This window comes from Rhodococcus sp. B10 (assembly GCF_011770055.1).
GTDB classification, from domain to species: Bacteria; Actinomycetota; Actinomycetes; order Mycobacteriales; family Mycobacteriaceae; genus Rhodococcoides; species Rhodococcoides kyotonensis_B.
The window spans coordinates 20,889-41,174 of sequence record NZ_JAAFYV010000014.1; the positions used below are offsets into that span (position 1 = coordinate 20,889).

Consider the following 20,286-nt stretch of genomic DNA (forward strand, 5'->3'; position numbering starts at 1 on the left):
GATGGGTGTTCGACGCAAGCTCTCCGACATGACGAAGGCGGTCGAATCCTTTCGGGTGGGACGCACGATTCCGCCGGATCTGTACGGTGACCCGGTTCCGGACCAGACGATGTCGCTCGTCACCGACGCGCTCGACAAATGGTTCGCACTGCTCGACGCAGGTACCTACTCGCCCGAGCATGCGGCTCCGGCCGTCGTGCACGCGAGGTCGCTCACGCTCGAGCGACGCGAGGTGGTGTGCGACGACCAGCCGGTGGTTCGATTGACGTTCGCGGCCACCGACGGCGTCCCGCTCGCGGCGTGGTCGCCCGGAATGCACATCGACGTCCGGTTGCCGTCGGGACGTCGTCGCCAGTACTCACTGTGCGGCGACCCGTCGGACAGCACGTATACCGTTGCGGTGCGGCTCGTTCCGGACGGCGGCGGTGGGTCGACGGAGATGCATGCCCTCGAGCCGGGCGACGAGGTGACCGTTCTCGGGCCACGTAACGGGTTTCCGTTCGTGCCGCAGGGGCAGGCCTTGTTCGTGGCGGGCGGCATCGGTATCACCGCGATTCTGCCGATGGTCCGTGCTGCCCGACGCGTCGGCATGGACTGGCGTCTGATCTATTGCGGCCGCTCGCGTGCATCGTTGCCGTTTCTCGACGAGATCGAGTCGTGGAACTCGAAGCGTGTGACGGTCTTCACGGACGACGTCGACGGTGTGCAGATCGGCTCGTCTCTGCTGCACGACCTGACGGGTGGCGCGGTGTACTGCTGTGGCCCGCCGCCGATGATCGACACCGTGAGGACGGCATTCGACGACTCTCGCGCGACCCACCTGTACTTCGAACGCTTCTCCCCGCCACCCGTTCGGGGCGGTGTCGAATTCGAGGTTCAGTTGGTGGAATCCGGAACGGTGGTGACTGTGCCGGCGGATACGACTGCGCTGCAGGCGATTCGAGAGGTCAAGCCGGACGTCGCCTATTCCTGTCGGCAAGGATTCTGCGGAACGTGTCGGGTTCGGGTGCTGCACGGCACCCCGGAGCACCGCGACGACAGACTGACGCCGGAGGAGCGCGGTCGCGAAATGTTGATCTGCGTCTCCCGCTCGAAGGGCGGAAGGATCGTGCTGGACCTCTAGCCGTTCGACACGGTTTCACCGTCCATCTTTGTCGACGGATGCTGAGAAAATCCCTCAGAGAGGCTTTCAGGGGGCTTTTCGGGGTGTCATCGTCCCCCTCCTGTCGGTGCGTACCAGTAGTATGGACCGGTAACAGAGAAGCCCTTCGGATCTACCGCGCCGAACCGGGTGTCCATGTCCGTGGACATCAGGGGGAACGCGAGCGTCCGTGCGGTGGCACCTGCCATGGTGCGAGCGCGGTAGCACCGATGGTGCGAGGGGGAGTGAAGACGCGTAAAGGAGAACGACCGAACCGTGGCCGCCCAGAAGTCAGGTAAGAGCGAGACTCAGAACAAGGACTACGGCGCTTCGTCGATCACCGTCCTCGAGGGACTGGAAGCAGTTCGTAAGCGGCCCGGTATGTACATCGGTTCCACCGGTGAGCGCGGCCTGCACCACTTGATCTGGGAAGTCGTCGACAACTCCGTCGACGAGGCGATGGCCGGATACGCCACCACCGTCGACGTCACCATTCACGACGACGGCAGCGTCGAGGTCGTCGACGACGGCCGTGGCATCCCCGTCGCCACGCACGCGTCCGGTGTTCCCACCGTCGAGGTCGTCATGACCCAGCTGCATGCAGGCGGAAAGTTCGACTCGGACTCCTACGCGGTGTCCGGGGGTCTGCACGGCGTCGGCATCTCGGTCGTCAACGCGCTGTCCACCAAGGTGGAGCTGCAGATCGCACGCGACGGCCACCGCTACGAGCAGTCGTACGACTACGCCAAGCCCGGCCCCCTCGAGACCGTCGGCGACACCGACGCGACAGGCACCACGGTCCGCTTCTGGCCCGACGGCGAGATCTTCGAGACGCTCGACTTCAGCTTCGAGACCGTGCACCGTCGCCTGCAGGAGATGGCGTTCCTGAACAAGGGACTGACCATCAACTTCACCGACGAGCGGGTCGCGGCGTCCGACGCCAGCGAGAACGAACTCGCCGAGACGGCGGAAGCACCCAAGACCGCGTCCGAAGAAGAGGCAGAGGCCGAGGCGCCCAAGGCCGCCAAGGCCAAGAAGCGCACTTACCACTACCCCGACGGCCTCGTCGACTTCGTCAAGCACATCAACAAGACCAAGACCGCGATCCACGGTTCCGTCGTCGGCTTCACCGCCAAGGGTGAGGGACACGAGGTCGAGATCGCGATGCAGTGGAACGCCGGGTACTCCGAGTCGGTCCACACGTTCGCCAACACGATCAACACGCACGAGGGCGGTACCCACGAAGAGGGCTTCCGTACCGCACTGACGTCGACGGTCAACAAGTACGCAGCCGAGAAGAAGCTCGTCAAGGAGAAGGACGGCAAACTCACCGGCGACGACATCCGCGAAGGGCTCGCGGCCGTCATCTCGGTACGCGTCGGCGAACCGCAGTTCGAGGGTCAGACCAAGACCAAGCTCGGCAACACCGAGGTCCGTTCGTTCGTGCAGAAGGCGTGCAACGAGCACCTCGCGCACTGGTTCGAGTCCAACCCGGCCGATGCCAAGACCATCATCAACAAGGCCGTGTCGTCGGCGCAGGCGCGCATGGCCGCGCGCAAGGCGCGAGAGTTGGTGCGGCGCAAGAGCGCAACCGACATCGGTGGCCTGCCCGGCAAGCTCGCCGACTGCCGTTCCAACGACCCGGCGAAGTCCGAGATCTACATCGTGGAGGGCGATTCCGCAGGAGGCTCCGCGAAGTCGGGCCGCGACTCGATGTTCCAGGCGATCCTGCCGCTGCGCGGAAAGATCATCAACGTCGAGAAGGCGCGCATCGACCGTGTGCTGAAGAACAACGAAGTGCAGTCCATCATCACGGCCTTCGGAACCGGCATTCACGACGAGTTCGACATCAGCAAGCTGCGGTATCACAAGATCGTGCTGATGGCCGACGCCGATGTCGACGGTCAGCACATCTCGACTCTGCTGATGACGCTGTTGTTCCGCTTCATGCGTCCGCTCATCGAGCACGGCCACGTCTACCTCGCGATGCCGCCGCTCTACAAGATCAAGTGGAACCGCGGCGAGCCCGACTACGCGTATTCCGACCGTGAGCGTGACGGCCTGCTCGAAGCCGGCCTGGCGAACAAGCGCAAGATCAACGTCGACGACGGCGTCCAGCGCTACAAAGGTCTCGGCGAGATGAACGCGAAAGAGCTGTGGGAGACCACGATGGACCCGGCGGTCCGTGTGTTGCGTCTGGTCACGCTCGACGACGCGGCTGCCGCGGACGAGCTCTTCAGCGTCCTGATGGGTGAAGACGTCAGTGCCCGACGCAGTTTCATCGCACGCAACGCCAAGGACGTTCGGTTCCTGGACGTGTAGCGCGCTCGAAACCTGTTGCCACGCACTATCTTTGATTCAAGGAGAATTTGATGTCGGATACCACCGAGCCTCCTGTCGGGCCTCCCGGACAGACGACGAACGCCGAGGGCGGAGACCGGATCGATCCGGTCGACATTCAGCAGGAGATGCAGCGTAGTTACATCGACTACGCGATGAGCGTCATCGTCGGCCGCGCGCTGCCCGAGGTGCGCGACGGCCTCAAGCCGGTGCACCGCCGCGTCCTCTACGCGATGTACGACTCGGGCTTCCGCCCCGACCGTAGCTACGTGAAATCCGCTCGGCCCGTTGCCGAAACGATGGGTAACTATCACCCGCACGGTGACACCTCGATCTACGACGCGCTCGTGCGTCTCGCCCAGCCGTGGTCGATGCGGTACCCGCTCGTCGACGGTCAGGGCAACTTCGGGTCACGCGGCAACGACGGACCCGCCGCCATGCGATACACCGAGGCCCGTCTGACGCCGCTCGCGATGGAGATGCTGCGCGACATCGACGAGGAAACCGTCGACTTCATCCCCAACTACGACGGCAAGACCCAGGAGCCGACGGTACTTCCGTCGCGTGTGCCGAACCTGTTGATGAACGGCTCCAACGGCATCGCCGTCGGTATGGCCACCAACATTCCTCCGCACAACCTGCGCGAACTCGGCGAGGCCGTGTTCTGGGCCCTCGACAACCACGAGGCCGACGAGGAAGCCACGCTCGCCGCGTGCATGGAACGCGTCAAGGGCCCGGACTTCCCGACGCACGGTCTCATCGTCGGCAACCAGGGCATCCAGGACGCGTACTCGACCGGCCGCGGCTCGATTCGCATGCGCGGCGTCGTCGAGATCGAAGAGGACTCGAACGGCCGCACCACGATCGTCATCACCGAGTTGCCGTACCAGGTCAACCCGGACAACCTGATCACCTCGATCGCCGAGCAGGTCCGCGACGGAAAGCTCGCCGGCATCTCGAAGATCGACGACGAGTCCTCCGACCGCGTCGGCATGCGCATCGTCGTCACCATCAAGCGTGACGCCGTCGCCAAGGTCGTGCTGAACAACCTCTACAAGCATTCGCAGCTGCAGACGAGCTTCGGCGCGAACATGCTGTCGATCGTCGACGGTGTTCCGCGCACGCTGCGTCTCGATCAGATGATCCGCTACTACGTGGCTCATCAGCTCGACGTCATCATTCGGCGCACGCGCTACCGCCTGCGCAAGGCCGAAGAGCGGGCCCACATCCTGCGCGGTCTGGTCAAGGCTCTCGACGCGCTGGACGAGGTCATCGCCCTGATCCGTCGCTCGCCCGACGTGGACGCGGCACGGACCGGTTTGATCGAGCTGCTCGACGTCGACACCATCCAGGCCGACGCCATCCTCGCGATGCAGCTGCGTCGTCTCGCAGCCCTCGAGCGTCAGAAGATCATCGACGAGTTGGCCGAGATCGAGCGTGAGATCGCGGACCTGCAGGACATCCTCGCCAAGCCCGAGCGCCAGCGTCAGATCGTGCGCGACGAGCTCGCCGAGATCGTGGAGAAGTACGGCGACGACCGTCGTACCCGCATCATCGCCAACGACGGAGACGTCAGCGACGAGGACTTGATCGCTCGCGAGAACGTCGTCGTCACCATCACCGAGACCGGGTACGCCAAGCGCACCAAGACCGATCTGTACCGCTCGCAGAAGCGCGGCGGCAAGGGGGTCCAGGGCGCAGGTCTCAAGCAGGACGACATCGTCAGCAAGTTCTTCGTGTGCTCGACGCACGACTGGATTCTGTTCTTCACCACGAAGGGCCGCGTCTACCGCGCGAAGGCATACGAGCTGCCCGAGGCAAACCGCACCGCACGCGGTCAGCACGTCGCGAACCTGCTGGCCTTCCAGCCCGACGAGCGTATCGCCCAGGTCATCCAGATCAAGACGTACGAGGACGCGCCCTACCTGGTGCTGGCCACCAAGGGTGGTCTGGTGAAGAAGTCCAAGCTCACCGACTTCGACTCCAACCGCAGCGGCGGCATCGTCGCCGTCAACCTCCGCGGCGAGGACGAGCTGGTCGGCGCCGTGTTGGCGTCGTCCGACGACGATCTGTTGCTCGTCTCCGGACAGGGGCAGTCGATCCGCTTCTCGGCGACCGACGAAGTTCTGCGTCCGATGGGTCGTGCGACATCCGGCGTCCAGGGCATGCGTTTCAACGGTGACGACCAGCTGCTGTCGCTGAACGTCGTCCGTGAGGGCAAGTACCTTCTCGTCGCGACGTCCGGCGGTTACTCCAAGCGCACCGCGATGGAGGACTACCCGGCTCAGGGTCGTGGCGGCAAGGGTGTGCTCACGATCCAGTACGACCCGAAGCGTGGCACCCTGGTGGGAGCGCTCATCGTCGACGACGACGACGAGCTGTACGCCATCACCTCGAGTGGCGGTGTCATTCGTACCGCCGCGAAGCAGGTACGCAAGGCGGGCCGGCAGACGAAGGGCGTTCGGTTGATGAATCTCGGTGAAGGCGACACACTGCTCGCTATCGCCCGCAACGCAGACGAAGCAGACGAGCCCGAGCCGGGTACCACGAGCACCGAAGATGATGCATCGAAGGAGTCGTAGTGAGCACTCCCAACAGGCCAGGCAGCACGCCCGGTCCGCAGAGTGATCGAGCCGAACAGCAAGCTCAGCCTGTGAGGCCGCAACCGGCATCGCGGCCCGCTGGGCCGCCGCAGGGTGGTGCTCGGCCGCAACCGAGGCCTCCGCAAGGGCAACAACCTCCGCAGGGCCAACAGCCGGTGCAGGGTGGACGTCCCGGCCCGCAGAGTCAGCCTCCTCGGGGGCCGCAGCCTGCGCAGGGTCCGGCCGCTCAGCGTCCCCAGCAGCCCCCGCAGGCCGCTCGCCCGGCGCCGCAACAGACGTCGGACCGGACTCCGCAGACGCGGGAACAGCCTGCAACTCAGGCTCACCCCGCGGCTCAGTCCGGCCCGCAGCAGGGCGCTACCGCGCCCAAGGCACCCCAGCAGGCACCGGCACCGCAGCAGGCACCGGCGTCCCGTCCGTCAGCGAACAAGCAGCCGCCGACCGAGGCTGCTCCGGCGGTCGGTCAGCCCGAGAAGCGCGCCCCGCAGTCGCCTTCCGCGTCGGCACCCACGCCGGAACAGAGTCGTCCCCGTGACCCTCTGCGGGCGAACGAGACCCAGCAGGTGCCGACCAACGGTGCTGTGCAGTCTCCGCCGTGGCAGCGCACGCAGCGTCAGGAGCCGGCCGATGCGTCCGCGCCGCAGAGCACGCCGCAGACCAACCTGTCGAACCGTGGTGGATCGTTGCCCACCGGCGGGCAGGTCTCCGCGGCCGCAGCGGATCGGACGGCCGCCTACCCGGCGGTCGCCGAGGACGCCGACGCCAAGACACAGCGCCGTGAGGCCGCGAAGTCGAAGGCAGCGGTCATCGACGGTCCGACTCGTCACATCGAGCGCAAGGATCTGGCCAAGGACATGCCGGATCTGTCCGCGGTTCGCCACCCGGAGTCCGGCTCCGAGAAGCAGTCTGCCGTCGCAGCGCCTGCCCTCGTCGCCGCACGACCCGAGGGTGAGTCGCTGCGTGCGACGGTTCAGCTGCGCAAGATCGATCCCTGGTCGACGCTCAAGATCTCGCTCGTAATCGCGGTGTCGTTGTTCTTCGTCTGGATGGTCGCGGTCGGGCTGCTGTACGCGGTTCTCGACGGCATGGGCGTCTGGGACAGGTTGAACAGTGCCTTCACCGAGATCGTCAACGAATCCGGTGGCGGCGGACTCGTCAGCGCCGGACAGGTGTTCGGGTATGCAGCGGTCATCGGTGTGATCAACGTCATCCTGTTCACGGCGCTGACGACGATCGGGGCGTTCATCTACAACCTGTCGTCCGACCTGGTGGGCGGTGTCGAAGTGACACTGGCCGACCGGGACTGAAATGCGCAGGTGAGAGGCACCGTATCGGGCCGTTTTGGAGTACGGCGGTTCGATACGGTAATCTCTCTCCTCGGTTCGGAAAGAGAAATCATTCCGGTCACCGAGGTACACGGGCCTATAGCTCAGGCGGTTAGAGCGCTTCCCTGATAAGGAAGAGGTCGGAGGTTCAAGTCCTCCTAGGCCCACACCGAGCGAGACGAAGAGGTGAGATTCTGTGAAGATTCTCGTTCTCGTCGGCGCGGCAGTAGCAGCGATCGTGACAGTGTCGAAGGTACGCGCACAGCGTGCGGGAGACGGTGTCTGGCACGAAGTTACAGCCGCCTGACGTCCGTTGGTTGCAAGCGTGTAAGCTGTTGTTCGCTTGTCCGGCACGACCCGGGGCCTTAGCTCAGTTGGTAGAGCGCTGCCTTTGCAAGGCAGATGTCAGGAGTTCGAATCTCCTAGGCTCCACAAAGAAGAAGGCGTTCGATCCGCACGGATCGGACGCCTTTTTCGTGTCTGTGCAACGTCCTTACTGTGTGGTGGCACGTGGCGCCTGATCCGTCAGCTCTCCCGGAACCAGTTGTAGCGGTACGGGCTGTCCCAGAGGTCACGGACGGACTGCGACCGTCCGTGTCGGATGTACGTCGTCGTGACGACGTGAAGGAAGACCATGACGATCACGAGGGCGATGAAAGTTGTCATGCTTAGAGTGTCTGTGCTGCGAAAACGGTCGAACAGTGGCAGTGATGACAATGTACGTCGAAAAACTGCCATCATCTGCGCAGGTCTTTCCTGGACTGTGAGAGATGCCAAGACGCGGGTAGGCGGGTGTGTCGAAATGCCCAGTCTTCGGCTGTGTAGCGTGCCCGCACACCGTCTGGGCCCTACTCTTCGGTAAGTACCAGAAATCGTCCGACGTGAATGCGCCGCAGGGGGGTGCATTCACGTATGGACTATCGGTATCCACGACGACGCCGTTCGGCTGATCGTCACGCCAGGACGCGTGCCATCGGCCGATCCGTTGACTACGCATCCGGAAAGTCGGCCGAAGGTGTTACAGTCCCGCACGACGTCGGTAGTACGTGGTGTTCATGGGGAGGTGGGCCGTGCCGGGTCGAATTCTGCTCGCATCAGCTGTCCGCCTCGGTACCGGGGAATCCGTGGCAAGGTTGCTCCACGCGTGATCAGGCCCAGATTCGACGAGGCCGGAGTAACTCTGTTCGTGTTCGTGGCCGGGTCGACCCTTCTGTACGCGGCGGCGGGAAGCGCGTCGTGGTCGATGTTGGGCGCGTGGGGTCGCACGGCGGTCGTGGTGTCCGCACTGTGCGGAACGGCCGCAGCCGTCGTTCTCGTTCGATCGAACCCGCCGAGCCCCAAGCGAACCATCGGCGTCGTGACGTTTCTCGCGATCGTTGCGTTGACGTCGTCGTTCTCCGCAGTCGTGACGCTTCCTGCTTTCCTGATCTGCGTCCAGGCTGCGATCTTCTTGGGCATGCACATCGGTGCGTTCTGGTCGGAGCGTAACGCCGGCGGATGGGTGGCGGTCCTCGCGATATCGGCAGTCGTGGGCGCTGCAGCCAGTCCGTTCGACTCGTCGTTCGTCATCTACGTCCTCGTCGCACTCGGAATCGTCGGCGCTACAGAGGTTTTCGGCGCGTTCGCACGTCGTATGCGTTTTTCGGCGACACACGACACGCTGACCGGTCTCCTCAATCGCTTCGGGTTCGAGTCCAAAGTCGAGAAGATGTTGCCCGCGTGCGCAAGCCGCGGATTGTCCGTCAGTGTCGCAGTTCTGGATCTGGACAATTTCAAAGAGATCAACGACGAGTACGGCCACATCGCCGGCGACGTCTTGTTGTCCAGGGTGTCGAAAGCGTGGAAGGCGGAGATCAGTCGTCGCGATGTGTTGGGACGGCTCGGGGGAGACGAGTTCGTGTTGTTCATGCCAGGCGTTCTCGAGGCAGAGGCCTGGCAGATCATCGACCGTCTACGACGGGCACATCGCGCCGAGTGGAGCGTGGGACTGGTGTGCATGCCTGCTACGCGACGCTGGGTGGACGTCTACCGTGCGGCCGACGCCGATCTCTACCGCGCCAAGCGTGCTCGCCCATCGCGGGCACAGAAGGCGTCACGGACCGAAATGCCGGGCTCCGACGATTCGGAGTGGAGAATAGCGCGCTGACGCTTGCTCCACAGAATTCATCCACAGTCTGTGGATGAATTTCACGTCGCGGTCGCGGCTCGCGGTTCAATTGTCGTGATGCGTCGGCACATCCGTCGAGGCGCGAGGTGGGCGATCGAGCGGGGGCGGCATGTCGTTGGCGTGGGGGGATGTTCGTAACTGGAATCCGTCGGAGGTCGGCATTCTCGCCCGGCGCATCCGTGACTCGTCGAGATCCATGGACGACCGGAGTATGGATCTGGCCGGGTTACTGAAACAGCTCGACTGGCACGGTCCGGCCGCAGATGCTGCCCGTGCGGCGATGAACGGTCTCGAAAGCGATGTCGGAGAACGTGCCCGAGTGCTGAACGCCGTCGGCCGATGCCTGGACGAGATGGCCATCGCGATGTATCCGCTGACGCATGCGGTCCGTGAGTGCGCAGCCGACGCGGACGGCACGTCGATGTCCATCGGTTCCGACGGCACCGTGGTCGACGGCCTTCCGGTGTACACGAGTGCTGCCGCTGATGCCTGGGGTATCGCCCGCGACCGGCTGCGGATTCGGCGGGAGCTCGAGGAACGAGCCGTCGCATTGCTCGCTCGGGCAGAGGAATTGGACGGACGTACAGCAGAGTCGTTGAACCGGTGCGAGAACGGCGAGGATCGGACGGGGCCGGCCACAGTGGACCCTCCGATGCCCGGAACGCCGGCGGCCAACGCAGCTTTCTGGGACGCGGCGACTCAGGCCGAACGGACCGAACTCCTGGTGCGTCGACCGGAACTGCTGGGCAATCTCGACGGGATTCCGGCCCACGTTCGCGACGCCGCGAACCGTCGCGTGCTTGCCCAGGAGCGAACACGGCTCGCAGGAGTCCTCGAGGAACTACGAAAAGAATTGCAGGGCAACACGTTCGGAGGAGCTTTCAGCAACGCCGACGCAGGGCTCGCGCAGACCGAGAAGAGACTGGGCGCGTTGGACGCCGTCGCGACCACTCTTGCGAAGGGAAACAGGCAACTGCTGGTGCTCGACAATCACTCCGCCGACGACACGTTGGCCGCTGTCGCGGTGGGTGACGTCGACACGGCAACCCATGTAGCGGTGTTCGTCCCGGGAATGAACTCCGACGTGCAGAGCGACATGATTCGGTACGACGGCGACATGGATGCCCTCGAAAAAGCTGTCCGACAACAGCTTCCGTCGAACGACACGGCCGCGGTGGTGACGTGGATGAATTACTCGACGCCACACACCGGGTGGAGTCTGTTCGACCCGAACCGTTCCGTCGCCGGCGCAGGCGCTGCCGTCGCAGGTGGTGCCAGGCTCACCACGTTCCTCGACGGCCTCGACGCGTCGAGACGCAGCGACCCGCACCTGTCGCTGCTCGGACACTCGTACGGTTCGCTGACCGCGGCACATGCGGTGCGCGACGCGTCGGCGACCGGTGTCGACGAGTTCGTCTCGGTGGGCTCGCCGGGCCTCGGCGTCGGGACCGTGCACGAACTGTCGATCCCGCCTGGACACATCCACGTCGGCGAGGCGGCCGGCGACGTCGTCGTCGATCTCGGTGTGTTCGGTGCCGATCCGAGCGAGCTCGCAGGCGTCGAGGAGTTGCCCACCACGGCAGCAGGCGACCTGCGCGCATCGGACGGACACAGCGACTACTTCACCGACGGCACGACATCGCAGCACGCGATTGCTCGGGTGGTTGCAGGACTGGACTGGAGCCGGGAGTGAAGCCCGCAGGAATGACCCGTTCAGACCTGCGGTGTCTCGACGATGCGTGGGGTGTCATTGGCGTAATCGGACAGGCTGGGCGGCGCGTCGGCGGGAGGCTGGACGGTCCGTCGACGCTTGGTGGCGAGAAAGGCCGCACCTGCTGCAGCACCGAACAAGGTTCCGAAGACGACCAGGCGGCGAGTCCGTCGGGACACACCCGCCGTCGACCGTGCCTTCTGCTTCTTCGCCTTCTTCCGACGCGCGAGTTCGGTGCGGGCGATCGAATAGCCCCGCGTAGCGACTGCGGCACCGATACCGGCAGGTCCGGTGCTGGCGATCCTCGCAGCATGCAGCAAATTGCCACCCGTGCCGACGGCGACGTCGCGAACCTTCGATGTGCTGGTCATGACACCACTGTTCCATATGGAGGCAGTCATGCCCCGGCACCCGGCCACGAGGAGCGGCGACAATGGCACGATGGTGGTGTGACTTCACCAAACAAGACATCCACGGCAACGCTGCACACCAACCGCGGCGACATCGTCATCGAACTGTTCGGCAATCACGCGCCGAAGACGGTCGAGAACTTCGTCGGCCTCGCCGACGGCTCGAAGGAGTACACGACCACCAACGCGTCCGGCGGAAACTCCGGCCCGTTCTACGACGGCGCGATCTTCCACCGCGTCATCGACAACTTCATGATCCAGGGCGGCGACCCGACGGGCACCGGAACCGGCGGACCGGGCTACAAGTTCGGCGACGAGTTCCACCCGGAACTGTCGTTCGACCGTCCCTACCTGCTGGCCATGGCCAACGCGGGCCCGGGCACCAACGGCTCGCAGTTCTTCATCACCACGGTGAAGACGCCCCACCTGAACCGTCGGCACACCATCTTCGGCGAGGTCACCGACGAGGCGTCGAAGAAGGTCGTCGACGAGATCTCCGGTACCGCTGTCGGCCGCGGCGACCGCCCGGTGGACGAGGTCAAGATCAACAGCATCACGATTTCCTGACGGTTTCTCCCACAGAAGGAACTCGATACATGACGAACCCCGGCTGGGGTGGCGCGCCCGGCGATCAGCCCACCCCACCTCAGTCGAGGTGCGTTCGGCATCCCGATCGACCCACGGGTCTTGCCTGCTCGCGTTGTGGCAGACCCGCCTGCCCGGAGTGTCTGCGCCCGGCAGCGGTCGGTCAGCACTGCGTCGACTGCATTCAGGCCGCCAACCGGTCGGCCGCGCCGGTGCGTACCGTCGTCGGCGCGCCTGCGTCGTCCAGGTACGGCCTGGTCACGTACATCATCATGGGCCTCAACGTGCTGGCCTTCGCGGTCACCGCCGCACAGTCCGGCTCGTTGATGGAGAACACTCGCGGGTCCGCGCTCTTCCAGGAGTGGGCCCTGTACGCGCCTCTGGTCGCCACCGGCGACGTCCAGCGCGTCATCGGTAGCGGATTTCTGCACTACGGGCCCATCCACCTGCTCGTGAACATGTTCGCGCTGTACATCATCGGTCGCGATCTCGAAGCGATCCTCGGTAAGGCCCGCTACGTCGCGGTGTACGTCGTGTCGCTGCTCGGCGGCAGTGCGTCGGTGCTGGTCCTCGAGTCGCCCGGCGCCGTCACGGTGGGTGCGTCGGGTGCGATCTTCGGTCTTCTGGGTGCTCAGGCCGTCGTGCTGCTGCGACTGAAGCGCAGCCCGACGCCGGTTCTGGTCATCATCGGTCTCAACATCGTCATCAGCATCTCGATCCCGGGAATCTCGCTGTGGGGACACATGGGCGGGCTCGTAGCAGGAGCCGCCGCTACCGCAGCCGTCGTGTTTCTGCCGAGCCGCACGCGGTCGCCGAAGGTGGCGTGGGCGGGAGTTGCCGCGGTTGCGGTCGTCGCGCTGGCAATCATCGCGGTGCGCATCCTCGACATCCGTGCCCAGATGGGTATCTAGAACCGACGTCTACGACGCTTCGCGCGCCGCGGGAGCGTTGATCTCCGTCCACACCTCGTCGAGCGACAGGCCGAGGACGTCGGCGATGGCCGCGATGGTCGGGAACGCGGGCGTCGCGACCCGGCCCGATTCGATCTTCCTCAGGGTTTCCGGTGACACCCCTGCATCGAGGGCGGTCTCGAGCATCGAACGAGAGCCTCGAGCTCGACGCAGGAGGGAGCCGAGACGCTGACCTCGCTCGACCTCCACGGGTGTGAGTGGCAACCTGACCATGTCGCCAATACTAATACCGGGATAATATGACCGGGATAGTTATTGGTTTCACGAGGAAGGCGCCCCATGATCGAGATTCTGAGTCCCAGCCAGCTGCCGCAGGCGAGGAAGGCAGGCGCGTTCGTCGCCGAGATCCTGCAGACGATGAAGCAACGGGCCACCGTCGGAACGAACCTCCTGGACATCGACCGGTGGACGAAAGAGATGATTCTGGGCGCGGGCGCCGAGTCCTGCTACGTCGACTATGCGCCGTCGTTCGGCCGCGGACCGTTCGGGCATTACATCTGCACCGGGGTGAACGACGCTGTGCTGCACGGCAAGCCGCACGATTACACGCTTGCCGACGGCGATCTGCTGTCACTCGATCTGGCCGTGATCACCGGTGGTCTCGCTGCTGATTCCGCGATCAGTTTCATCGTCGGCGACGCGCGGCCTGCGGAGAGCGTCGCGCTGATCGACGCGACCGAACGCGCACTCGCCGCAGGTATCGCGGCCGCGGGGCCGGGGGCGCGCATGGGAGACGTCTCGCACGCCATCGGAACCGTGCTTCACGACGCCGGCTACTCGGTCAACACCGAATTCGGCGGTCACGGCATCGGCTCGACGATGCATCAGGATCCGCACGTCTCGAACACCGGACGCCCCGGCCGTGGATACACGCTCCGACCGGGACTTCTTCTCGCGCTGGAGCCGTGGGTCATGGTGGACACCGACGAACTGGTCACCGACGACGACGGCTGGACTCTGCGTAGCGCGACCGGGTGCCGGACCGCACACAGCGAGCACACGATCGCCATCACCGACGACGGCGTGGAGGTGCTCACCCGCATCTAACGGTGCGGTGGCACGAACCCGTGTTGCTCGAGTGCGTCGTACACGTCTCGTGGATCGGCGCCGAGGTCCCAGCGACCGAGGATGACGAGCCGGTCGTCGTCCTCGCCGGCTCGGCGGAGATCGAGTTCGAGCATCGGGACGCGTCGACCCAGGCGTGGGTAGCGGACGAGCTTGATCCGGCTGACCTCGCCGGCTCGGTAGGTGTGCACCCCCGACAGACGCTTCATCGACAACGATCCACCGTCTATCCACAGCCGCGGCCGCTGGAATGCTGCCAATCCGGCAATTATCCACAGGCCGAGGGCTGCAGCCGACACGAGAAACCGGCCGGCAGGATCGACATCTGTGACGAACGCGACGATGACCAGCACGAATCCGCCGACCGCGAGTGCAATCACTGCGGCCATAGGCGTCGCCCAGGACAGGTTGTGCACATCCTGTGGATGGTTCGAAGACTTATCCACAGTAGTTATCCACATTGTTAGTGAATGACATGTGTGTAACTAGGCGGGAGCGTCCCGTCGTCATCGCCACCGCATGGTCATCACGAGCCCGACGACCATGAATCCGAAACCGATCAGGAAGTTCCACGCACCGAGTGCGTCCATCCACGGAAGGTTCTCGGCAGCGAGGTAGTAGACGAGCAGCCACAGAAGCCCTACCAGCATCAATCCGAGCATGACCGACACGTAGAGGGTGCTGGACGGGCCCGCTTTCACGGAGCCGGGCGTTCGGGTCGCCGGGGCGACCGTGTAGTCCTTCTTCTTGCGAACCTTCGATTTGGGCATGGGTGAACCCTTTCGTCGTCGTTGCTCGCGGACGTCGTCTCGCCTGTGGACAACCATGGGACAGACTGTGGACAACGCCTGTGCGCGCGAGCGGGTAGCGTCTGCTTGCGGAGAGAGCGTCGCACGTGGCGATACTCGTCCAGTACACGCTAGCGCAGGACTTTCTCTTGGGAGAGCACCGGACTTTCGACATGACCGACCATCACCGACAGCGTCCGACGGACCGCGTCTGGCAGATCATGGTGGTCGTCGTGTGCGTCGTGACCGGAATCCTGCTCGCGACGACCAGGCAGATCTCCGCGGGCGACGAAATCCGCAGGTCGGACACGACCCGGGTGTCGGACCTCGTACGGGGCGCGCAGAGCAGCACCGACGAAGCCGAGGCCACCCGCGCCGAGCTGACGCGTCGGCTCGAGGAGTTGCAGAGCTCGGCCGGTTCACGGGACGCCGAGGTGGGCGACGCCCTCGCGCAGTCCGATGCGCTGGGAGGTGCGGCGGGTTTGCACCCGGAGTCGGGCGCGGGCGTCGTCGTCACGCTGACCGATGCGTCGCGCGGCGCCGACGGCCGTTATGCGACCGACGCCAGACCTGACGACCTCGTCGTTCATCAACAGGACGTTCAGAGCGTATTGAACGCGCTGTGGACCGGGGGCGCGTCGGCGATCGCGATGCAGGACCAGCGGATCGTCAGCGAGATCGCACCCAGATGCATCGGGAACACGCTGCTGCTCGGTGGCCGCACCTACAGTCCGCCGTACGTCGTCACCGCCCTCGGCGATCCTCGAAGACTGACGGCGGCACTCGACAACGACCGGGGCGTCCGCGTGTATCAGCAGTACGCGCAGCGGTACGGGCTCGGATACGAGGCGAGATCGGCGGACGAGCTCTCGGTGCCGGGATATACGGGAGTCGTCCGGACGAGGTTCGCTCAGCCCGCGAGGTGACGTCGGCTCGTGTCGAGCGGCTCGCCTATCCTTGCCGTATGCGCATCCTGGTCGTCGACAACTACGACAGCTTCGTCTTCAACCTCGTGCAGTACCTCGGGCAGCTGGGGGTCGACGCGACGGTGTGGCGAAACGACGACGACCGGCTCGCCGACCGCGACGCCGTCGCCGAGGAGTTCGACGGCATTCTGCTGAGCCCGGGACCGGGTACGCCGCAGCGAGCGGGCGCGACGATGGACCTGGTCGAAGCTGCTGCGAAAGCACGCACGCCTCTGCTCGGGGTGTGCCTCGGCCACCAGGCGATCGGTGCTGCGTTCGGCGGTACCGTCGATCGTGCACCCGAGTTGCTGCACGGCAAGACCAGCAAGGTTCATCATTCGGGCGAAGGCGTGCTGGCCGGCCTGGAGGAACCGTTTACCGCGACGCGGTATCACTCGCTGACGGTACTGGCCGACACCGTTCCCGACGTTCTCGAAGTCACCGGCCGCACCGATACCGGGTTGGTCATGGCGATGCGTCACCGCGAGCTGCCGATCCACGGTGTCCAGTTCCACCCCGAGTCGATCCTCACCGAGGGCGGTCACCGGATGCTGGCGAACTGGCTCGCGGTGTGCGGCATGGAGCTGAACGACGGTCTGGTCCGTGAGCTCGAGGCGCAGGTCGCGAGTGCGGCTGCGCCACCCGTGCGTGCTTAGTTGGCCAAGGTTCCAACTATTCGCGCACGGCCGGGAGTGGAGCCTGCAGGAACGACCCATCGAGGCGGCGAAGCCGGGAGTGGAGCCTGCAGGAACGACCCATCGAGGCGGCGAAGCCGGGAGTGGAGCCTGCAGGAACGACCCATCGAGGCGGCGAAGCCGGGAGTGGAGCCTGCAGGAACGACCCATCGAGGCCGCGGAGCGCACTATCGCGGCGGGATTCCGAGGGTGCCGACGCTGATGCTCAGGCTTTGCTGCTTCGTGATCTCCGACCCGGCGGGCTCGGCTTGATTGACGACCTTGCCGACGAGCGTCGGGTCGAGCGTGCTCTGGTTCGTCGAGGTGATGCTCGAGCTGGTACCCGTCCACCCGGCGGCCTCTAGCGCATCTCGTGCCTGCGTCGGCGTCAGTCCGAGTAGGTCCGGCATCGGGATCTTGTCGCCGTTGGACACGCGCAGGGTGATCGTGTCACCGTCCGTGGCGTTCGATCCACCCGTGGGCGACGTCGATACGACCTGCCCGGCGGGCTGACTCGAGTCGATGTTCTCGACCTGCACCTTGAATCCGGCGCCTTCGATGTTCGGCTGTGCCACCTCGAGCTGTTGTCCGACGACGTCGGGCACGCGAACCTGAGCCGGCCCGCTTCCGAGCGTCACTCGAACCGCGGAACCGACCGTGATACTCACACCGGACGACGGGTTCTGGTCGACGACCTTGTCGAGGTTCTCCGGCGTCGACGTTGCTCGCCCGACGTTTCCGTCGAGTTCGAGCCCGAGCGCGGACAGGGCCTGCGCGGCTTGCTGTTGCGTCTTGCCGTTCAGCTGCGGTACCTGCACCTGCTCCGGGCCCGTCGACACTTCGAGGTTGACGGTGCTCTTCGAGTCGACCTGGGAGCCGGCGCCCGGCCGCGTCGTGATGACGTTGCCTGCGGGGACGGTCGCGTCGGCCTTCTCCTGGATGGCGACGCGCAGATCCGCCTCGAGCAGGCGCGATTCGGCGTCGGACGAGGACAGGTTGGTGACGTCGGGAATGGACACGCGGTCCGGACTCGATCCGGGACCGAGCGACCACAGGAACGCGCCGACGATGCCGATGACGACGACTGCGGCGAGGGTGAACAACGCGATGCGGAGTCCGCGTCGCTTCGGTTGGTCGTCGCGGCCGTCGGAATGCCGTCCCCCGGACGTCGACACGGCCCGCGATTCGGAGCTGTGCGACGAACGCGAATCCATCGAGCCGAGGATCGTCGTGCGGTCCTCGTCGTTCATGACCGTGGGCGCACTCGGTCGCTGCCCACCGAGAACACGGACGAGGTCGGTCCGCATCTCGGCGGCGGTCTGGTACCGGTTCGCCGGGTTCTTCGCCATCGCCTTCAAGATGATGGAGTCCAGTTCACGCGGCACCGACGGGTTGACGCGCGACGGCAGCTGCGGATCTTCGCGGACGTGCTGGTACGCGACGGCGACGGGTGAGTCACCCTTGAACGGCGGCTCGCCGGTGAGCACTTCGTACAGGACGCAGCCGAGGGAGTAGACGTCGGAACGCGCGTCGACCTGCTCGCCCCTGGCCTGCTCGGGCGACAGATACTGTGCCGTGCCGATCACCGCGGCGGTCTGCGTCATCGGGCTCGAGCTGTCGGCGATGGCTCGGGCGATGCCGAAGTCCATCACCTTGACCGCACCCGCGTTGTTGATCATCACGTTCGCGGGTTTGACGTCGCGGTGCACGATGCCGTTGCGGTGGCTGAAGTCGAGCGCGGCACAGACGTCGGCGATCACTTCCATCGCACGACGCGGTGCCATCGGGCCTTCGGCGCGCACGATGTCGCGCAGGGTGTGCCCGTCCACGTACTCCATGACGATGAACGGCAGCGGTCCGGCCTCGGTTTCGGCCTCACCGGTGTCGTACACGGCGACGATGGCCGGGTGGTTGAGTGCTGCCGCGTTCTGAGCTTCACGGCGGAATCGCAGGTAGAACGTAGGGTCACGCGCGAGATCGGCACGCAGAACCTTGATGGCGACGTCGCGATCCAGTCGTTCGTCGCGCGCCAGATGGACCTCGGACATGCCACCGAAGCCGAGAATCTCGCCCAGCTCGTACCGGGATGAGAGATTGCGGGGAGTCGTCATCGCTGTCCTTGTCGATCTGGCATGAAGGGGTTCGAGGGTTCCTCGCCCTGGCTGTCCTCGTCGCCTGCGCCCGGCAGCCCGGGCAACGTGAAGCTGGGCAAGGTGAAGCCGCCACCCGTCGTGGTCGTCGGAGCAGCTGTCGTCGTCGGCGGCTGCGTCGTCGTGGTGGGTTCGGGTGTGGTGGTGGTCGGCTCGGGGGTGGTGGTCGTCGGTTCCGCAGTCGTGGTCGTCGGCCGTGTGGTCGGCGGCTCGGTCGTCGGTTCGACGGTGGTCGTCGTGGTCGTAGGCCGTGCGGTGGTCGTCGTCGGCGGCGTGAACGGGGCGGGCGTGTCGTCACGCCCGTTCAACAGGACGAACCCACCGATCAGCAGCGCGAGAACGAGCAGACCGGCACCGCCCCACGCGAGCGCCTTCTGCGCACTCGTCATGCCGGACTTCTCGTCCTGCGGCGGTGTAACGGCCGCGCCGGTCTGCGGTCCCGAGTACTGGTTCTGCGACGTCGGCATCATCTGCGTACTGCTGGGTGCGACGACACCGGGCATCATCACGCGTCCGGTTCCCGGTCCTCGTCCGTTCCCGGGGGCGGGTGGGCGACGGCCCGCGCGGACGGCGGCCACGGCGTCGGCGAACTCGCCGCCGTTGGAGTAGCGCGCGACGGGATCCTTGGCCATCGTGATCTCGATGAGCTCGCGCACGTGCGGCGGAAGGTCGGTCGGGAGCGGAGCAGGCATCTCGCGGACGTGCTTCATCGCCACCGTCAGGGCGCCTTCGCCGGTGAACGGCCGCGATCCCGACAACGCCTCGTAGCCGACGGCACCGAGCGAATAGACATCGCTGGCCGCGGTCGCTTCGCTGCCGAGAGCCTGCTCGGGTGCGATGTACTGGGCCGTGCCCATGACCATGCCGGTCTTGGTGACGGGCGACGCGTCGACTGCCTTGGCGATACCGAAGTCGGTGATCTTCACCTGGCCTGCAGGCGTGATCATGATGTTGCCGGGCTTGACGTCGCGGTGCACGACGCCCGTGGAGTGCGCGACCTGCAGCGCTCGACCGGTCTGCTCGAGCATGTCGAGGGCGTGACCGAGCGGCAGTCGGCCGACGCGTCCGAGCACCGCGTTGAGCGGTTCTCCGTTGACGAGTTCCATGACGAGGTACGCGAGCGACTCGCCTGCTTCGTCCCGGGTCTCGCCGTAGTCGTAGACGCCTGCGATGCCGGAGTGGTTGAGCTGGGCGGTCGTTCGCGCCTCGAACCGGAACCTCTGCAGGAACTCCGGGTCCTCGGAGAACTCGGCCTTGAGGACCTTCACGGCGACCTTGCGGTCCAGCCTGGTGTCCATCGCTTCCCAGACCTGACCCATGCCGCCCGTGGCGATCAGTCGGATCAGTCGGTAGCGCTGTGCGATCAGTGCACCGTTGCTCAACGGCATGAC

19 protein-coding genes and 2 tRNA genes are annotated in these 20,286 nt (G+C 65.4%); 14 read left to right on the forward strand and 7 right to left on the reverse strand.

Annotated elements, in window-relative coordinates:
* Window positions 1-28 precede the first annotated feature (28 nt).
* The 7 genes from RhoFasB10_RS11335 to RhoFasB10_RS11360 all read left to right on the forward strand — a co-directional run bounded on the left by RhoFasB10_RS11335 (window position 29) and on the right by RhoFasB10_RS11360 (window position 7,841).
* Complete coding sequence (locus RhoFasB10_RS11335) at window positions 29-1,123, forward strand: PDR/VanB family oxidoreductase (protein WP_240931041.1); 1,095 nt, start codon at window positions 29-31, stop codon at window positions 1,121-1,123.
* A 294-nt stretch (window positions 1,124-1,417) separates the two neighbouring features.
* Complete coding sequence (gyrB, locus tag RhoFasB10_RS11340; protein ID WP_167676462.1) at window positions 1,418-3,463, forward strand: DNA topoisomerase (ATP-hydrolyzing) subunit B; 2,046 nt, start codon at window positions 1,418-1,420, stop codon at window positions 3,461-3,463.
* 50 nt (window positions 3,464-3,513) lie between these two features.
* Complete coding sequence (gene gyrA, locus RhoFasB10_RS11345) at window positions 3,514-6,063, forward strand: DNA gyrase subunit A (RefSeq protein ID WP_068429654.1); 2,550 nt, start codon at window positions 3,514-3,516, stop codon at window positions 6,061-6,063.
* Entirely contained in the window at window positions 6,063-7,391 is a 1,329-nt protein-coding gene (locus RhoFasB10_RS26790) for a DUF3566 domain-containing protein (protein ID WP_346764380.1), read from the forward strand. The genes gyrA and RhoFasB10_RS26790 overlap by 1 nt, the downstream gene beginning before the upstream one ends.
* Before the next feature lie 111 nt (window positions 7,392-7,502).
* A tRNA-Ile gene (locus RhoFasB10_RS11355) sits at window positions 7,503-7,576 on the forward strand.
* Window positions 7,577-7,605: 29 nt separating this feature from the next.
* Window positions 7,606-7,716, forward strand: a complete 111-nt coding sequence (locus RhoFasB10_RS26640) for a DLW-39 family protein (protein WP_217266276.1) — start codon at window positions 7,606-7,608, stop codon at window positions 7,714-7,716.
* Window positions 7,717-7,768: 52 nt separating this feature from the next.
* Window positions 7,769-7,841, forward strand: a tRNA-Ala gene (locus tag RhoFasB10_RS11360).
* 93 nt (window positions 7,842-7,934) lie between these two features.
* Here the strand turns inward: RhoFasB10_RS11360 and RhoFasB10_RS11365 are convergent.
* Window positions 7,935-8,075 (reverse strand): hypothetical protein, encoded by a 141-nt coding sequence (locus RhoFasB10_RS11365; protein WP_157105391.1) that lies wholly within the window; start codon window positions 8,073-8,075, stop codon window positions 7,935-7,937.
* 478 nt (window positions 8,076-8,553) lie between these two features.
* Between RhoFasB10_RS11365 and RhoFasB10_RS11370 the strand changes: the two genes are divergently transcribed.
* Window positions 8,554-9,555: a GGDEF domain-containing protein gene (locus RhoFasB10_RS11370; RefSeq protein WP_346764381.1), complete on the forward strand. Its 1,002-nt coding sequence runs from the start codon at window positions 8,554-8,556 to the stop codon at window positions 9,553-9,555.
* 130 nt (window positions 9,556-9,685) lie between these two features.
* Complete coding sequence (locus RhoFasB10_RS11375) at window positions 9,686-11,269, forward strand: alpha/beta hydrolase (RefSeq protein ID WP_167676464.1); 1,584 nt, start codon at window positions 9,686-9,688, stop codon at window positions 11,267-11,269.
* A gap of 20 nt (window positions 11,270-11,289) precedes the next feature.
* Here the strand turns inward: RhoFasB10_RS11375 and RhoFasB10_RS11380 are convergent, their stop codons facing one another.
* The gene (locus RhoFasB10_RS11380) at window positions 11,290-11,658 is read right to left on the reverse strand and encodes a hypothetical protein (protein WP_167676466.1); all 369 of its coding nucleotides are present in this window, start codon (window positions 11,656-11,658) and stop codon (window positions 11,290-11,292) included.
* 78 nt (window positions 11,659-11,736) lie between these two features.
* On the opposite strand from RhoFasB10_RS11380, the gene RhoFasB10_RS11385 reads away from it, so the two are divergent.
* Window positions 11,737-12,264 carry a peptidylprolyl isomerase gene (locus RhoFasB10_RS11385; RefSeq protein ID WP_068429666.1) on the forward strand — a complete coding sequence of 176 codons (528 nt, stop codon included), beginning with the start codon at window positions 11,737-11,739 and terminating at the stop codon, window positions 12,262-12,264.
* A gap of 29 nt (window positions 12,265-12,293) precedes the next feature.
* Window positions 12,294-13,193 carry a rhomboid family intramembrane serine protease gene (locus RhoFasB10_RS11390; protein WP_167676467.1) on the forward strand — a complete coding sequence of 300 codons (900 nt, stop codon included), beginning with the start codon at window positions 12,294-12,296 and terminating at the stop codon, window positions 13,191-13,193.
* 9 nt (window positions 13,194-13,202) lie between these two features.
* On the opposite strand, the gene RhoFasB10_RS11395 is transcribed toward RhoFasB10_RS11390, so the two are convergent.
* Window positions 13,203-13,466 carry a helix-turn-helix transcriptional regulator gene (locus tag RhoFasB10_RS11395; protein ID WP_068429672.1) on the reverse strand — a complete coding sequence of 88 codons (264 nt, stop codon included), beginning with the start codon at window positions 13,464-13,466 and terminating at the stop codon, window positions 13,203-13,205.
* 66 nt (window positions 13,467-13,532) lie between these two features.
* On the opposite strand from RhoFasB10_RS11395, the gene map reads away from it, so the two are divergent.
* Window positions 13,533-14,300: a type I methionyl aminopeptidase gene (gene map, locus RhoFasB10_RS11400; RefSeq protein ID WP_114330076.1), complete on the forward strand. Its 768-nt coding sequence runs from the start codon at window positions 13,533-13,535 to the stop codon at window positions 14,298-14,300.
* On the opposite strand, the gene RhoFasB10_RS11405 is transcribed toward map, so the two are convergent.
* Together RhoFasB10_RS11405 and crgA are read right to left on the reverse strand one after the other, a co-directional pair.
* The gene (locus RhoFasB10_RS11405; RefSeq protein ID WP_206030802.1) at window positions 14,297-14,779 is read right to left on the reverse strand and encodes a PH domain-containing protein; all 483 of its coding nucleotides are present in this window, start codon (window positions 14,777-14,779) and stop codon (window positions 14,297-14,299) included. The two genes, map and RhoFasB10_RS11405, sit on opposite strands and share 4 nt — an antisense overlap.
* A 45-nt stretch (window positions 14,780-14,824) precedes the next feature.
* Window positions 14,825-15,088, reverse strand: coding sequence for a cell division protein CrgA (gene crgA / locus RhoFasB10_RS11410; RefSeq protein WP_068429680.1), 264 nt, complete (start codon window positions 15,086-15,088; stop codon window positions 14,825-14,827).
* A gap of 191 nt (window positions 15,089-15,279) precedes the next feature.
* Here crgA and RhoFasB10_RS11415 point away from each other — a divergent pair, with 191 nt between their 5' ends.
* Complete coding sequence (locus RhoFasB10_RS11415) at window positions 15,280-16,032, forward strand: DUF881 domain-containing protein (protein ID WP_167676469.1); 753 nt, start codon at window positions 15,280-15,282, stop codon at window positions 16,030-16,032.
* A 38-nt stretch (window positions 16,033-16,070) separates the two neighbouring features.
* Window positions 16,071-16,727, forward strand: a complete 657-nt coding sequence (locus RhoFasB10_RS11420; protein ID WP_167676471.1) for an aminodeoxychorismate/anthranilate synthase component II — start codon at window positions 16,071-16,073, stop codon at window positions 16,725-16,727.
* A 206-nt stretch (window positions 16,728-16,933) separates the two neighbouring features.
* On the opposite strand, the gene pknB is transcribed toward RhoFasB10_RS11420, so the two are convergent.
* Together pknB and RhoFasB10_RS11430 are read right to left on the reverse strand one after the other, a co-directional pair.
* Window positions 16,934-18,856 (reverse strand): Stk1 family PASTA domain-containing Ser/Thr kinase, encoded by a 1,923-nt coding sequence (gene pknB, locus RhoFasB10_RS11425; protein ID WP_167676473.1) that lies wholly within the window; start codon window positions 18,854-18,856, stop codon window positions 16,934-16,936.
* The gene (locus RhoFasB10_RS11430) at window positions 18,853-20,283 is read right to left on the reverse strand and encodes a serine/threonine-protein kinase (protein WP_167676475.1); all 1,431 of its coding nucleotides are present in this window, start codon (window positions 20,281-20,283) and stop codon (window positions 18,853-18,855) included. The genes pknB and RhoFasB10_RS11430 overlap by 4 nt, the downstream gene beginning before the upstream one ends.
* Window positions 20,284-20,286: the final 3 nt, after the last annotated feature.

Bases quoted from the DNA above. Each gene is read 5' to 3' on its own strand.
- RhoFasB10_RS11395 (WP_068429672.1), bottom strand. From the start codon at position 13,466: ATGGTCAGGTTGCCACTCACACCCGTGGAGGTCGAGCGAGGTCAGCGT.
- RhoFasB10_RS11375 (WP_167676464.1), top strand. From the start codon at position 9,686: ATGTCGTTGGCGTGGGGGGATGTTCGTAACTGGAATCCGTCGGAGGTC.
- RhoFasB10_RS11430 (WP_167676475.1), bottom strand. From the start codon at position 20,283: ATGCCGTTGAGCAACGGTGCACTGATCGCACAGCGCTACCGACTGATC.
- gyrA (WP_068429654.1), top strand. From the start codon at position 3,514: ATGTCGGATACCACCGAGCCTCCTGTCGGGCCTCCCGGACAGACGACG.
- RhoFasB10_RS11365 (WP_157105391.1), bottom strand. From the start codon at position 8,075: ATGACAACTTTCATCGCCCTCGTGATCGTCATGGTCTTCCTTCACGTC.
- crgA (WP_068429680.1), bottom strand. From the start codon at position 15,088: ATGCCCAAATCGAAGGTTCGCAAGAAGAAGGACTACACGGTCGCCCCG.
- RhoFasB10_RS11335 (WP_240931041.1), top strand. From the start codon at position 29: ATGACGAAGGCGGTCGAATCCTTTCGGGTGGGACGCACGATTCCGCCG.
- pknB (WP_167676473.1), bottom strand. From the start codon at position 18,856: ATGACGACTCCCCGCAATCTCTCATCCCGGTACGAGCTGGGCGAGATT.
- map (WP_114330076.1), top strand. From the start codon at position 13,533: ATGATCGAGATTCTGAGTCCCAGCCAGCTGCCGCAGGCGAGGAAGGCA.
- RhoFasB10_RS11420 (WP_167676471.1), top strand. From the start codon at position 16,071: ATGCGCATCCTGGTCGTCGACAACTACGACAGCTTCGTCTTCAACCTC.
- RhoFasB10_RS11390 (WP_167676467.1), top strand. From the start codon at position 12,294: ATGACGAACCCCGGCTGGGGTGGCGCGCCCGGCGATCAGCCCACCCCA.
- RhoFasB10_RS11415 (WP_167676469.1), top strand. From the start codon at position 15,280: ATGACCGACCATCACCGACAGCGTCCGACGGACCGCGTCTGGCAGATC.
- RhoFasB10_RS11380 (WP_167676466.1), bottom strand. From the start codon at position 11,658: ATGACCAGCACATCGAAGGTTCGCGACGTCGCCGTCGGCACGGGTGGC.
- RhoFasB10_RS11405 (WP_206030802.1), bottom strand. From the start codon at position 14,779: ATGTGGATAACTACTGTGGATAAGTCTTCGAACCATCCACAGGATGTG.